Source organism: Pseudomonas sp. LS.1a, assembly GCF_022533585.1.
In the GTDB taxonomy this organism is placed as follows: Bacteria; Pseudomonadota; Gammaproteobacteria; order Pseudomonadales; family Pseudomonadaceae; genus Aquipseudomonas.
This window is the reverse complement of sequence record NZ_CP092827.1, coordinates 1,536,150-1,551,726: the sequence shown is the minus strand read 5'-3', so window position 1 is coordinate 1,551,726 and position 15,577 is coordinate 1,536,150. Positions and strand designations below refer to the sequence as shown.

General features: G+C 55.5%; 5 protein-coding genes. 2 read left to right on the top strand and 3 right to left on the bottom strand.

Annotation, left to right across the window (positions count from 1 at the left end; genetic code table 11):
• Positions 1-83: 83 nt before the first annotated feature.
• The 3 genes from MKK04_RS07170 to MKK04_RS07160 all read right to left on the bottom strand — a co-directional run bounded on the left by MKK04_RS07170 (position 84) and on the right by MKK04_RS07160 (position 8,991).
• The gene (locus MKK04_RS07170; protein WP_241106406.1) at positions 84-4,013 is read right to left on the bottom strand and encodes an RHS repeat domain-containing protein; all 3,930 of its coding nucleotides are present in this window, start codon (positions 4,011-4,013) and stop codon (positions 84-86) included.
• Between the two features lie 25 nt (positions 4,014-4,038).
• Positions 4,039-7,035: a hypothetical protein gene (locus tag MKK04_RS07165; protein WP_241106405.1), complete on the bottom strand. Its 2,997-nt coding sequence runs from the start codon at positions 7,033-7,035 to the stop codon at positions 4,039-4,041.
• A gap of 141 nt (positions 7,036-7,176) precedes the next feature.
• Entirely contained in the window at positions 7,177-8,991 is a 1,815-nt protein-coding gene (locus tag MKK04_RS07160) for a hypothetical protein (RefSeq protein WP_241106404.1), read from the bottom strand.
• A gap of 244 nt (positions 8,992-9,235) precedes the next feature.
• On the opposite strand from MKK04_RS07160, the gene MKK04_RS07155 reads away from it, so the two are divergent.
• Together MKK04_RS07155 and MKK04_RS07150 are read left to right on the top strand one after the other, a co-directional pair.
• A complete protein-coding gene (locus MKK04_RS07155; RefSeq protein ID WP_241106403.1) occupies positions 9,236-10,462 on the top strand; it encodes a hypothetical protein in 1,227 nt (408 codons plus the stop codon).
• Complete coding sequence (locus MKK04_RS07150; RefSeq protein WP_241106402.1) at positions 10,459-15,567, top strand: RHS repeat-associated core domain-containing protein; 5,109 nt, start codon at positions 10,459-10,461, stop codon at positions 15,565-15,567. Before MKK04_RS07155 ends, MKK04_RS07150 begins: the two co-directional genes overlap by 4 nt.
• Positions 15,568-15,577: the final 10 nt, after the last annotated feature.

Genomic DNA, 15,577 nt, shown 5'->3' with positions numbered 1-15,577 from the left:
TGTATCATCCGCACGCCAGCCAGACAATAAAAAGCCCGCGCTAGCGCGGGCTTTCAGCGGGTAATAACGCTACAAGCAGAAGATCAACTCTGCCCGCTCAAACGATCAACACCATCATAGTAATAGTTCGAGGTCACGCCACTCTTGACCACTGACCTCAGCCGACCAGTAGCGTCATAATCCATTTTCATGCCCTCACCATCGTCCTCGAGGTTACCGTCATCGTCATAGCTCAACTTCACCTCGGGCGCATACCCTTCGTAGCTATTGGTTATTCCGCTGAGCTGCGCAGGGTCTTCATGTTCGAAGAAGTACTCAGCCACGTTTTCACCCGGTTTATCAGTATCTTTATCTGTCAGTTCGGTAATAACCAGAACAATGTTGTCGATGGCATCGAACTCAAACGCCTGGGTACGAATCACATGACCTTGCGGGTCGACCGGGGCCAGTGTTCCGTTACATTTATAGTCATACAGGCGACCGCGGCTATCGTAGGCATACACCTCGTGCCGCAACCAGTTTTCCTCGGCCGAGTCTGCTTTAACATTCGACCGATAGGGCGTGTGCCTGGCATAAATCGCCCTCAACAGCTGATCGGCTTTTTCAGTCACCGCAGGCTCGTGCAGATTACCTCGCACATGATTGGCATAGGCTTCGGCCTGGCGCAGCATCTTGTCGTCCGGCTCACCAGACCACAGCGTTTTCAGCTCAATGCGGTCGCACTCATCATACTCCTGGGTCAAGGTCTGAATTTCACCTTTCATATCGAAGCGACGACGCCGTTCACGATCGAACTCGTCATACTCCAACTGGGTAATCAGGTAGTTATCACCATCACGGGTCTCGATTTTCGACGTCCTGCCCAGCTTGTCGTACTCGAACATCGCCACTGTGGAGCCCAAGGTAGTCTTCTGCAGGCGCCCGGCATCGTCATACTGATAGCTCTGCACCTGGCCCAGTACATCGGTATAGCTCAACATACGTGCGCGATAGCTGTAGCCATACGTCATTTCGAACGTTTCGTTGCCCTCAGTGCGCTTCTCCGATTTCATCTGTCCGGTACTGAAATAATCCCGCTGCAGGGTTTGCCCATCCTCTTCGCAGCGTAGCAACCGGGCATTCTGCGGGTCATACTCGTAGTCAGCCGTGAACCGGCTGGATGCCCGCTTGAGCGGCTCCTCACCCAACACCGGGTTATATTCATACTCGACCCATTGTCTGGAAGGCGTGAACACCTTCTCTGGTCGGCTATGCCCAGGCTTGTAGTACAAGGTGCGCTCTCGACCGCCGGTGACAGACCGGTAAAGCCGCTTCAAGCCATCGAACCTTTGCGTACCCAGCTCAATGCCATTGACACCGATGTACTCCGGAAGGTCATCACTGTCGAACGTGGCATAGTGGCGGGTAACCACCGACCTGTCGGGGAGCGTCTGTGTCAGCAACCGGCCAAAGATGTCGTACGTACTCAGCGTGGTGGCCTTGTCGGCAGCCACTTCCCGGGCCACACGGCCCAGGCCATCGTAATGATAGGTGTGCTGGCTGTACGCAACGGTATCGTCCTTTTTCTTGAAGCGCCTGACGTGGGTGGCCTGCTCGAAGCGGTTGAGCCAGGTCTCGGTCACGCCGCTTGCAACAGTGCCATCCGCCGACTCCCGCCAGCTGCGCTTGATGGGCATATTGGCCGATGCTTCGGTGCCAACCGGGTCCGTCACCTCGAAATGGCAGATGCCGTCCGCCCCCCTTTGCCAAGCTTGCTGGCCCCAGTCGTCGTAGCCGTATGTTGTCTGCAGCGTCAGGTCCACCGCCTGATGGATACCCGGCCCGGTAACCATATCGGCCAACCAGTCATACTCGGTTTCTTCGACAAGCTGGCCATAAGCGTCGTAGCTGGCCGAGTAGGTCTTGCGATACTGCTCGCGCCGCCAGATTTCCTCACTGTCGGCCTCCATACGATACTCTTCGACCACCCGGCCGAGGCCGTCGATCACGGTGCGGACTGTCACGCCCTTGACATCGGTCGAAGTCTGCACAGCCGGGCTGTTACCCTGAGCCAGCACGTAGCTGTACTTGCGGGAAGCCTTGTAAAGTGGGTCGTTTGGCGCAGCCGTCTGGAGAATCACACGCTCCACAGGGTCATAGGCGTAGGCAATTTCCACATCGTTGTCATCGCGATTGAGCAACGGCTTTCCGGTCAATGCCGAGTGCTTCAGGTCGAAGGTTTTCTGCACATGGCGAATGGTGCCGTCTTCCAACACCTGCCCATGATCGAAACCCGTCACTACCTGATTGACGACCAGGGCTGGATGGTTCTCCACCACTTCCGTCGTGTAGCTGTATGAGGTGGTCGTAGGCTTGTCGTCCATGGCCTTGATCGTCTTGGCCGGCCGCCCATAGCTCAACAAGTCTTCCTGGGACTCATGGTAATGGGTAATCGTCTGACTCAGCGGCACCTTCACTTCACCTGCCAGCCTGAAGGCATGTTCCTCGCTCAACACGATCCACGGCTTGATAACAGGTTCGGGCGTGTCTGCAGGCAGGGGAACCGGATCAAGGGCCTTGTACACGAACTCGGTATGCTCGGTCGCAGCTGAGCCCTCACCGTTTGGCGACGGTTTGATGGTCTGGCTCTTGCGCCAGCGCACAAAATTCTGTGGGTCGGCCGGGCACTTGCCAGGCTCCCCGCCAACGGGATAGTACTCGTACTCCGTCTCGACGCCCGTGGCGGCAACTTCGCGGGTCAGGTTGCCGAACAGGTCATACGTGGTGGCATGTACAGCCTTGGCCATCCCACCGTTCCCGTTCTGCCAGGTCTGGGTCGATAGCTCCTTGGACTTGTAGTTCGCAGGTTGCCTGGCGAACGGCTCCTCCGATTTGCCGTGGTACTTGGTAACCGTGGTTGTGACGCAACTGCCCTGAACCCGTTTTTCCTCGACCAGACGATGGAAACGGTCGTAGGTGCTCAGCAGGGTGCGGTCTGCTTGCCCTGGGCAACGCTCGGTGGTTTTGCTCCAGTAGTGATAGCTGGCGTCGGTCACATCGTAGAGGTTATCGCGGCCATTATTGTTCCAGACAACAGAGCTGCCATTACCCACGAAGTTGGTCGAGGAGTAATCGTACTCGGTGACCTGTTCGGCCTGCCCCGCCCCCGGAATGAGGCGGTGGCGCTTGACCCTCGGCAAGTACTGCTCGACGCCTGGTAGTTTGTGGCCAGGATCACCGCCTGTGCCGTATTCGATATGCTCCTCCGCACCACCAGGACTGCGCACCCAGCTCACACATGTTTGCCCGTGCACCGGTTGATACTTGAACTCCCACTGTTCACCGGTAGGCAGTTTTACACTCTTTAGCTCCCGCCCGCTGAACGCGAGGGAATAACTGGCTCGCGCCCCAGGTTGATCGGGGTACAAGGTGATGACCATGTTGCCCGGGTACTCGATCAACAACAGACGCCGCGGCAGTTGCCCACCCAGCCCGGACTCACGCACTTCATGCAAGCAAGGGTTGCCTGGTAGTTGCGGGTTGTCACGGTAGACAAACTCCAGCCAACGCTTCGAATCGGAGTAAACCTTTGTGGGCAGCGCCAGTTTCTTCTGGCCGATTTTTGTAAGCTCCAGTATTTCTGTCAGCTGAGTATCTTTATGCTCGATTCGGAACTTACCCTCGCCATCCTTGTGAAAATGGAAAGAATCCAGTTTTTTCTCACTGATACTTTCGACACCATCCACCGTGAAACGCTCACCGGTGTACAACGATAGCGCTCCTCCCCCCTCGGGGTAGGCATGCTCGATGAAGCTGCTGAGGTTGATATCCCAGCCTTGCCCATAGCCGAAGTCACCTGCGCCCATCGAACTGTACATAAGACTTAACGGAAACTCTGCCCCGCCCAGATAATCCCCACGCAATACGGGCAAGACAATACTCAGGCCATACTGGCCTGTACGTGGATCAACACTATTACTGATGAAGCTGTCAAAGCTAAAAGCACCTGAATGCAGCGCAGTTTTGCCGGACATAGTGATACTCCTCCAAAAGCCAATATTAACGAACCGAGAAAGTCAGCTTGTCGCGGCTGCCCTGCACACCGTTGGGGTGGTGAAAATCAACCCGGAGCCGATGCCAATTACCAAATTGATCCATCACACGGAACAATAATGGTTTTTCCAGTGGCGCCCGCCATTTTTTGCTCACGTCTTGTTCACTGTCATAGAAAATCGGCAGGTTCGATACTCGGTGGATAGCAAAACATACATCGCCCCGCCCTGGCTTGGCGCTCTCAACCAGTTCAGTATCCAGAAACGCTGGATCGGCGACTTGAGCGTTCACCAAAGATTGCAACAGGCCATCATGTACCAGGTACTTTTCCGGATTTTCCGGATTCTCCGGGCTTTCCGGATCCTCCGGCTTGGGCTTCAATGGGGTAAACGAATAGCTGGTAAAACTGCAATACTTCTCTTTGCGCTGATTGGACTCCCAGCGGATCATCGAAACCCTGCTGTCGTCTTCAAACTTCAGCCTGAGGAAACTCAGCGTTTTGAATTCATCGCTCTTCGCCCCTGCCAGTACCCAATAGTCGGTAGTGTCATCTGTTTTGTCGAAGGCTTCGGTTTCATTGCCTTCCCAACCCTTGACTGGGATACGTTTGAATGTATAGGCATCCTCAGTGTATTTTTCTGGCGGCGCCTCACCGGTTACCTTTACTTTATCAATACCTGTGTTGATGTCAGTGGACTTGTAAGAAACATTATCGTCACCGGTGAACTGAGCGCCTACGGACAGGGTTCCCACACTGTTGGTCAGCAAGAACAAATGCTTGGTTCGAGTACTGGCGTCGAGGACCGAGGGTTCTTCCGCCTTTGTTCCTGGCCGTGTTCCTACCCGATTACGGTCTTCATGCACCGCCCAAGTTCCGGGCTTCAATGGGTCATTAGGCTCCAACCCTTCTTCACCGGCAGGCAAAAACTCGATCACCTTGCCGCCTTCAGTGTTGAACAACTGGAGGCTGCCCAGTTCTGTGTCACTGATCGGCGGCGAAACCCCTGTCCCCTGACTACCTTTCGTCTTGATGGTTATCAACACTTCGATTTGCTGCATACCGTTGGCGAAACACACGCCTTGGCTAAGCAGTTCGATGCTGAAAACGCTAAGATCCTCCCAGCCACTGCTCGTCGGGCGGGACTGAACGACCGGGCGGTGCTCGATGATTGCGTAGCCGCTACTGAGGTTATTGTAATCAGCCATGACCACAGTAACGGGCCACTTGGCTGCCTGGGGTGGTGTATACAGACCGTCCTGGCCTATATCGCCCTCGCCGAACACATGCCATGTCAGGCCAGGCGGTGTGCCCTTGACGCTGAACGGCAAGGTGCTGTTAGGTTTGTAGTCCGAAACGTAATGGGGTTCGACACCAAAACGTTGCGGCCAGGTCACGATCACGACTGTCGCATCTGCATATGCGCCTGAACGGGTGTCCGTAGCCCGAATGACCTGGAACAGGATTTCAGGCTTGCCCTCCTCGATAATGGCCGGGGTAAACCTGGCCTGCCCATTGCCCAGGTCCTCGAGTTTGCCCAGATCCCCCACGTAAGTACCTGCAAGATCGCGTTTCTCTGGGTTAGCAGCCCGCTGCGGCCCTCGTGAAGCACGAAGCGTTTGCGGCGTTTCGACCTTTTCCCAGCGAAGGGTACCGCCGTCCACGCTTATGGCGGAAAGGCTGATCGGCACACCATTGGCGCCAGTGGTCGCCACCCGCGGGGAAATCTGCACAGGCCTCACATGCTCGATCACCAACCCGGCACGTTGCTGGTCGCCGTTACCGCCATCGGCATAGTGCCCCGTCACCAATGAGACCTGGCTATCCGCCGTGAACGCGTCCGCATCGGGAGACGAATACACACCCGCAGAGGTGACTTGGCCGCTGGCAGCAGCGTTCCTGAGGTTTGTAGTTGTCCACGCCCTGGCGGGAGTGCTGCCTTGAAGGCTGAACGACACCCCCCCTTTCGCAACGGTTCTGGTGATGCCTGGCTCGACCCGATAGGTACCAACAGTGGGCGAGACATGACCAAAACCGACCACATCGCTCGGCACGAACTTGTCACCAGCCTTGCAGGTGTACCGATGTGCATTGGGCATACGCACCGGCCTCAACACTTGGGTCAATGGCTCGGCGCGCTTCCCCTCGTTGACAGGGTCAAGCAACAAGGTGCATGAGTACTGGGTTCCTGCTGCGGCCGTGCCAGGAAGCAGGAAAGGGAAATCGTGACCAGGTTGTGGAAGTGTGCCAGCCAGCAGATGCGAGCGTGGCTGCATCAGCAGGAGCACGGCACCATCGCCTTCGCTGGCGGCCTTGTCCTTGAACGCCTTGTTGGTCTTGCCCCCCCAAGGCGCCGTCTGGGTCAATACCTTGATCCCCATGGGCGACATCGACGCATAGTCTTCACGATCGAACTGGGCCAGTATATAAACCTGACGATAGCCGGGTTGCTCAAGCCAATGGCTGAATGCCGCCTTGCCAATCTGTCTCGAAGCGTAGCGGGTGGTGCCAAGCTCACACTCCAGCGTATTTGGCTTGGCGTCGGAAAGCGAAAGCATCAACTGGGTGTACTGACCGCTCTCGCTCTGCTGCAACTTCAGCTCGACTTGCGCACTGACCGCATACCCCATGGCCTCGTCCAGACTATGGGCCCGCAGCATGATCGGCTGGCTGCCTGGCAGGTGGGCATGCTGGACATAATCGCCTGAAAGGATATTCATCCGCACCGTCGTCACCGCCGAGAGCAACGTTGCATCTTCGAATGAAAGTTGTGGCGGCCCAAATACCAGGTTGCGGAATTCACCACGCAATTCGCCACCCTCGTCCAGGTCGAACTGGCTACGCATGGGCGCAATGAACGATTGGTCGGTATATCGCAACAGGAACTGGTCGCGAAACAACAGGTTAATGTGGCTTCGCGCAATCGCGCCAATAGCGCCCCAACCCCTCATGACGGTACCGGAGGCCAAACGCGTCAGAATTTGTTCTTTTGTAAGGTCAGCCATGATCAAAACCTCAATCGATTGGTCCAATTAGTTTCATGAATCAAATGTTACTGCACGAATCTTCTGACTACCTGGCAACAGAACATGCCAGGCTTTGGTATATTTCAAACATCCCGAGCTTGCCGCGGAATGGTGCTGTTTTTACCTTTTGAACGTCAGATACAACGTTGGAAAGCGCCACCATTGAGTGCCGTCAAAACTGACGCTGGCCCAGACAGAGAGGGGCGAATCCGATTTAAGCTTGTCCAGTTCCTCGTACGGAAGTACATCTCTTACACCTTCTTTAACCTCCGACTCGCTAACCGCTACGCTATCCCGCAGAACGCCCACCAGCTGCGTGCCATCCTGCGCCACACCGGAAAAGTGAATACTCAACCACTGGTTCTCATTGATGAAAATCCAACGAGCCAACGTAAGCCTTGCCCCACCTGGCACCAACACCAAGTGTCCGTCACTCGAGGCATCCAGGCAGTCAATTCGCATATATCTGCCTTCTTCCAGCGGTGACACCAGTAACTTCACCGGTTTGCTGTCCAGGAAATGGCCTGTGTGCTTGTCAACGATTCGGTAAAACACGTCAAATCGCTTCGATGGTGTTGTTCCCATATTGGCCGGGATATATTTTGCTGGCACGTTGAATACCCGTGGACCTTCAGCACTCGGGGTTGTAATGACCACCCGACCAGCGTTCGGCTCGCCCTGCCAATGCACTTCAAATTCCTCACCCTCGCGAAGGTCGGCTTCGTCGGGGATGATGACGTATGCACCACTGTTCCTGATATCGTAGGCATCGATACCGAATTCATTTGGCTCTTCCCCCTTCTGAGTACTTCGCCTGATTGTGGGCATTGGAGGGGTTACGCGGGGCGTCGTAACGTTCAGCGACAATACTTTTGATGTCAGCGAGCGCCCTTCACGGCCATATTGGTAAAACACCTGCACCGCCCCCAAACTGGCAACTAACCATTTATGTTCGATGCGCAGGACGAACTGCTTTGCCATCAGACTGCTTTGATCCAGACGGAAAACTTGCACGTGCGCTTCACCTGACGGCACCATCCAGGCCAACACCATGTGATCGCCAACAGCTCGCTGCGAATAGGCGTCAATGGCAACAGGCAGACCGTTGGTGTAATTACCAGGGTCAATCTCGTCACTGCCACCATTTTCCACACGGGGGACCGGCAGGAGTGTAGCGGTGTCGATAACATCACGAATGATGAACTTCTGGGTACGCGAGGCCTCAAGCTGCATACCGTCCCTGAGTTTTATCTTATAACTAACTTGCAGATGCCCCCCTGTATCGAGGGTATTCAATTGGGCCTTGGGTATCTGCCATTCGAGGGGGGCACCGTCAAACTTTTGCTGGCTGATCAATTGCGTTACGAACGGCGATAATTCGGTGCCATTGCTTCGGAAGCGACGTACAGTCAGCTCAGCGCTGTCACCTTCTTGTATGGCTTGATAAGCTGCCGCCACTACATTGACATGCTGCTGTACCTCAGCCTTGACGATTTCCAGACCATGTGATTGCAACACCTGCACCACTGGCAGTCGACTGGCGGAACGCAAACCTATATAGCAGAACTGCCGCAGCGACTCGTCGCCTGCAGTACTGTTGACCTGATAAGACAAAAACGCATACCCGCCGCGGGCAGCGGTCACCAGTTTATTGTCTATTTCGACTATCACGTTATCCGGGTCATTTACCGGAGTGCCATTCCCTACCAGGTCAAATGCAACCCCCTCTGCATCCACGCCTCGCCAGTTGGTAAACACCACATCGCCAAGTTGCAAATTTGCCCCTCGGATAAAAAATTTGAGATTTACCTCGCCCAATGCGTCCAGATCGACCTCAAGGTCTTGGGTCAACCCCTCGATAACTGGCATTGGATTTCTCGAACGCGGGCTGTTTCCCGGGCGGGCGATGGGGCTGTTATCAGCCGTCGAATTCATTACAGTCACTCCGTATCAACCGTTCCGGAATGAAGTTCTACGCCCCCCGGGTCATTTCCACTACTGGTAAAAATACTAGGTATGGACATTCTCAGCGGATACGCAGCCACGCTGCTGCCAGCAACCTTACCTGTCATTTCTGCCAGGTGCCAACCTGAGCCTGGTGTTTTAGCCTGAGCACTGCCAGCCCTGCAAACGCTGCGGCCCGCGTCAACAACTTCTTCAAAAACGAAGGAACTCGACCATGACCAATACGGTAAAGCGAAGCCTGCTCCGCCTCGCCTCAATAACAGTACTATTCCCTGTTTTCATACTTATGCTTTTTGGCTTACCGGCATCCAATGCCAACGCCGGAACGATTACGCTGATCTCAAAGCCCATGGGTGATCATGGGGAACGTCGGTGCTCCGTGGACATCCCCGCTGCCGGCGCCGGCAAGACATTGAAACTTTCCCTGGCCGATAGAGGCGGTATCGGCATAGGGAACTGCTATGATATGCAACCCACTGAAATCATCATGCAGGACATCCCGTCTGCAGCAGAATTTCTGCTGACCGACGACTGGTTGTGCAACACGGATGCAGGTACTACTTTCTATACGAACGATGACCCGGAAGATAACAAGAGTTTTGTCATCAGGCTCGAAACCACACGCAATCTGTCACAGCTTCCAGAAATTGGCATTGACCGACTGGTAGAATTTGAAAAGGGCAAATACCTGGACTACGTCAATGAAAACCAGGAAAAGCCGATCGGGTTCAGACTGGTAGATAAAAGCCATACAGGCGAAGGCCGGATTACTCGCAAGCTCAGCTGCCTTGAAATAAAGATCTCGGAGGGTGAGGTAATACCAGAATTAAAAGCCGTAGCACTAGGAGGTGATGCCTATTCGAAAGTCGAGTTCGCATCGAATACTGATTTCAAATGCCCAGAGAACTACGCCATGACTCGCCGCAAACATAGCGGTGACGAGATGAAAAAGTCAACTTATTATTGCAACCCAGTCGTAGGCAACGGCACCGAAACAATTCTGAGAAAGGAAAGCTTCGTTTCCGCAAAAATCCCTGAATGCGGCAGACGCAAACCCGACAAATTGACTGAAAATCCGCCGGAAAAGGATTGCAAAAGAGCCTTCAACTACGACAAAGAAAAGTTAGACTTCATTTATTTAACTTGCCCGACAGACAGCGTGATGATTGGACGATGGCATATGGGCGATGAAAACGACTATACCAAATACACCTGCGCCGAATTTTATATTGGCGAAATTGATGATGCGAGAAAGAACAGGTTGATCGTAGAACCCGACGAGTGGGAAGAGGAGCAGAAAGAGAGCAACTCCGACATCCACTGCGGCATCGGTAAAGTCATGATCGGCCGCGCTCACAAGGCCGATGAAAATGGCCCTACCAGATTCCGGTGCGGCACGCTGTACTACCCAATCAACGCCAAATCACAGGTGACCCCATGAGTAGCATGGCCGCGTACTCCAACGCCAACAACTTCGCAGTCAAGAACCGCGTCGATGAACGCACAGGGCAATACGGGCTAAGCATCGCAATCCCTAAACTGGTTGCCAATAGCGGTACAGGGCCCAATCTCGAGCCGGTCCTCGATTACAACTCGATGGGCGGGGGCGATGTCGGTTACGGCGAAGGCTGGGACTTGAACTTTTCCCGCTTTGTCGAGCACGCCTACCCTGAAGGCGGCGGCGCCCTGTCACTGTCTACCGGTGAGCATTTCACCGTGGATGGCATCGACAGCATCAGCGAGAAGAAGCTCGATACCTTTCATTTCCACAAGGACGGTGAAGGGCGCTTCCGTGTCGTGCACCGTAGCGGCGTGGTCGAAGTGCTGGAAAACATGGGCGAAGGCAAACAGCGTGTGGCATTGCCGACCCGAATCTATGCCCCGACCGGGCAATGGATCGAGCTGAAGTATGCCAATAACCCAATTGCACCTGGCTGGTTCTGTTTGACCGAAGTACGCGACGGCCATCCCGACGGCCCCGACAAAGGCCGCCGTCTGCTGGAGGTGACATACAGCGGCGCTACCGTGTTCACCCGCTATCCTGACGACGAGGATGTACGGGCCAGCCATAGGCTCGAATTCAAGGGGCGGCAACTGCAGTATGCAATCATGCCCGACCAGACCCGGTGGGAATTCGACTACCAGCCTGTGCATGGGCAAACCTGTGTATCCAAAGTGACCTGGCCAACAAAAGCGGAAGAACACGTGGAATATGGCGTTGACGGTGACCCTGGCCATTCACTGCCGGGTGTTGCCAAGAAACTGCCACGCGTCAAGCGCCATCGCGTTCTGCCGGGGTATGGCCAGCCTGAGATACGCACGGTTTACGACTACTCCGCTGAAAACTACATGGGTAACGGCGGCAACATTACCTGGCACAACAACGGCCGCGACAATTTGTACGACATCGTCGACCCAGGCTACAGCTATTGGTGCAAGACTACCCGGAGTTGTGCAGGCGAGGCCGACCTTGTCATCACGACCCGCTATGACCGTTTCCACCGCACCGCCACGAAAACCCGCGCTCAGGGCAAGGAGGTCACCCTGACCGAAATCGCCTATCACGGTGAGCTGGGCGAGCCCTTCGCCAAGCAGCCCCCCAACTTCCTGACGGCCAAGACAGTCACGACCACCTGGCAAATAGAGGGTGACAGCAATAAAACGCGCTCCGAAGTCATCACCACCGAATACAACCCTGAGGGCAACCTCACCAAGGAAATCAGAGCGGATGGCTCGTACACCGAACTGGAGTACTTCGACGCCAACGGCGAACCCGGTAGATGCCCAGCCGAGCCTAACGGCTTCAAGAAACATGTGAAACGCCAGACGGTCTACCCAAGTAAGCATGACAGAGTTGTAGAAGGGGCGATCCCGCAATGCACGGATTTCACCTACAAAGCGCTGGATACCCTGAAAGGCCGTGACGACCTGCCCGAAAACGGCAAAATTGCCTCGACCTGGCTGGCCATCGAGCAGGAAGAGCTGTCGGACGCCTCCGATCCAGACAACCTGCGCCCCCTCAGCACGGTCAGGCGTAGCTACCTCACCATCCCCGGAGATGCAGTTTTACATGGGCGCATGAGAAAACGCACAACCACGTTGCATGGCGAGCATGATGGGACAGACCTGGGCAAAGTGCTGGCCGATACCACCACCACTCTTGTGTGGAAGTTCAGCCGCGGCCTTCACAAGACGCTGGGCAATGTCTTGCAGACCACACAGACGGCCATCGGGCACAAACAGAGCACGAAGGTGTCGAAACAAAGCCAGCATTCGCTGACAGGTCAGGTGCTGGAGAACGTCGATATTCATGACACGGTAACGCGCTTCACCTATGACACAAGCGATCGGCTGACCAGCGAGACCTCCGCACCGGACGATGTCGATCGGCGCGCCAAAGTCGAATATCGCTACGTGGTATCGCCCGAGAAGAATTGCCAGGAAACCGAAAACAACCAAGGCGTGATCAGCCGCGTGCTGTTCGATGGCCTCAACCGCGTTATCAAGGAAGAGCGGATATGCGATGCGCTGCCCTTGCACCCCGGGCAAAAGAAAACGTATGACGTCTACTCGGCCTCGTACAACGCCTTCGGCCAGCTGGAAGAAGAAACCACCTACGACCACCTGCCCGACCGCATACTGACCTCGACCAGCAAGCATCGATACGACAACTGGGGTAACCGGTACGCCACCGTTCGCCCGGACGAGGTGACCGTGTTCACCGAGCGCTCACCATTCGGCAGCGAGGGGGATATCGTCACCTCCTGGGAGGAATACCCGGATCAACCCGGTGTGCGAAAAAACCAGAGCGTCACCACCTTCAACCGCTTCAACAAGCCAGAACGCGTGCAAACACTGGACGAGAAAGGCGACACGGCATCGACACGCACATACCGCTATGACGGTTTTGGGCGCAGCGTCGAAGAAACCTTTACCTTCGGCGTACCGGCAACCGACAAGCGAACAGCGCGCGCCGAACACAAACGCACCACCGGTTACAAGTACGACGTCTGGGGCCGGATGACGCGCACCGACCGCCCGGATGGTTCCGCGCTGAGCCGGGAGTTCGCCCGCCACAGCACCGAAGAACTGGCTACCAGCATTCTGTTGCACCCGCAGCGAAACGCTGAAGGGCTTTCGGTATGCAAGCGCGAGTTCGACGACATCGACCGCATGGTCTCGATGACCGTTGGCCCACACCAGGAAACGCGGGAGTACGTCGGCTCGCGGACTCTGCCAGACAAACGGATCACAAAGTCTGGCCGAACCTTCAATTACGAATACGACCTGGCGGTAGGCGCCTCGCCAACACGTATCACAGCGGGGAAAAACCAGAAGCTTTCCCGCTTCAAGTACAGCATGGCCTCGGCAGACATTACCGAAGCCGAGAACGAGCAAGGTAAACGCGAATACAACTACACCGACCAGGGTTACCTGCTCAGTGAAAGCTGGACAGACAATCAATCGGGCAAATCCTACACGCGCAATTTCCTCACGTCGTTGCAAGGGCGCATGCTGGAAAACAACGACGGCGACAACAGCCGAAAGGTCTACGACTACGATGACCTTGGCAGGTTGCACAAGATAACCCAAGGCTCGCTGGAGGCCGTGTTCTGTTACAACAGCGCCGGGCTGCTGCACACAACACGGACAACCAGCACCTCCGATGCCAGCAGTACGCAGCAATTGCTGTGCACACAAAACTATGACCATCGAGGCCGGGAGACTTCGCGCACCCTGAAACTGAGCCGTATTCGGCAGGACGTTGATCCGCCCGCCGAGGTAACCCTGGATGAACGCACATTAAAGCAGGTGTGGCGTGACGACAACATGTTGCACAGTCGCACGCTGATCAAGGCGGGTGAGCCGGTGCTGACGGAAACCTTTGATTACGATGACCGTGATCGCTTGTACAACCACAGGTGTGAAGGCAGCGTACTGCCGACCAATAGCAAGGGCCGGGCGATCATCAACCAGGCCTTTGAGTTTGATGACTACGACAACATCTACTTCTGCCTGACCGAGTTTGCAGATGGTAAAAGCGATGAAGCCTTCTACGATTTCTTCGAAGATTCGCCCTTCCAGCTGAAAAGCGTAAGCCATTCGCTGACAGAGGATTACCCGGCACTCGTGACGTTCGACAAGGACGATTACGACGCCGACGGCAACATGCTGAAGGACGAACAGGGCAACAGCCTGGTATACGACGAGGATACCGGCCAGCTCGCCAGCGCAACGGCCCCCGATGGCAAGCCCTTGGCCAGCTTCCGCTATGACGGCCACGGGCAACTGGTGGGCGTGCGCTACGGCGCGCAGGCCGAGGAGCAACGGCGTTACGAGGGTTATCGCGTCGGCAGCACCCTGCGCGATGGCCTGCTTACAGAGTACCTGTTTGGCGGCGAGGTACCGCTGGGGATGCAACAATCGGGCAAAGGCAACGAAACGCGCCTGTACATGGCCAGCAGCAACAACAGTGTAATCGCCGAATGCGCGGCCAATGACGAGGTGCATGAAGCAACCTACAGCGCCTATGGCGAACTGCCGGAAGGCAAGCTGCTAGGCCTGCTGGGGTTCAATGCCGAAGCGCGCGAGCAGACATTGGGCTGGTACATGCTGGGGCGTGGTTTCCGCGCCTTCAACCCAGGCCTTATGCGCTTCCAGAGCCCGGACAACATGGCCCCCGAAGTGGCGGGCATCAACCCTTACGTGTACTGCCTGAACAACCCGGTGATGTGGCAGGACCCCACCGGGCATTACAGCCGGGGCGACTGGGGCTCGAAGGATGACCCGGTGCAAGAGAAAGAAAAGCGCGGGATTGAATTCTGGCTGAATATTGGCGTTATGGTGATGAACGTGGCGCTGACCATCACATTTACCGTGGTCTCAATGGGAGCCTTTACCCCGCTGGCCATTGGAGTGGTGGCTCTAGGTGCAGCCGCGACGGTGGCATCGGCGGCTACGCAGGTTGCTGCAGAGTTCACGAAAGACCCGGAAAAGAAAAAGAAGCTCGCAATCGCATACCTGTCATTGTCGATCGCCGGTACGCTGGCGTTGTCGACAGCGAATTTGAAAGGAGCCTGGGATAAGAGGCAGGCCAAGAAAAAAGCAGCACTTGATGCTGCAGGAGGTGATGGGGATAGCGACAGCAGCCTCTCAAGGCGCTCAAGTTCTACCCCCGGGAACTCCAGGACACCGGATGCTGAAATCTCAATGGAAAATCCAGAGCTCCGAGAACTCAATACGCCTGAAGCGCGCAGACCATCCAGCAGCTCTGGAACATACGATGCACCGTTATCGGATGTGGCTGATTCAACAAGCAGCAGGCGCAGTAGCACAACCAACCAAGCTAGTGAGGGAGCCCCTGAGGTTCAAAGTACCTCGCTTGCACCACCACCTCCTGGTTTTAGCGCTAGCGTAGTTGGTAATCTCATTGAACTGAAAAGACACAAAGACATGTTTACCGGTGTATTTACTCCAACCGAAATCACAAGTAACTCACAGAAGTACCAAGAGTTTATAAATAAGAACTTTAGCTTTAACCCATAACGCCACTGCA

Bases quoted from the DNA above. Each gene is read 5' to 3' on its own strand.
- MKK04_RS07170 (WP_241106406.1), bottom strand. From the start codon at position 4,013: ATGTCCGGCAAAACTGCGCTGCATTCAGGTGCTTTTAGCTTTGACAGC.
- MKK04_RS07165 (WP_241106405.1), bottom strand. From the start codon at position 7,035: ATGGCTGACCTTACAAAAGAACAAATTCTGACGCGTTTGGCCTCCGGT.
- MKK04_RS07160 (WP_241106404.1), bottom strand. From the start codon at position 8,991: ATGAATTCGACGGCTGATAACAGCCCCATCGCCCGCCCGGGAAACAGC.
- MKK04_RS07155 (WP_241106403.1), top strand. From the start codon at position 9,236: ATGACCAATACGGTAAAGCGAAGCCTGCTCCGCCTCGCCTCAATAACA.
- MKK04_RS07150 (WP_241106402.1), top strand. From the start codon at position 10,459: ATGAGTAGCATGGCCGCGTACTCCAACGCCAACAACTTCGCAGTCAAG.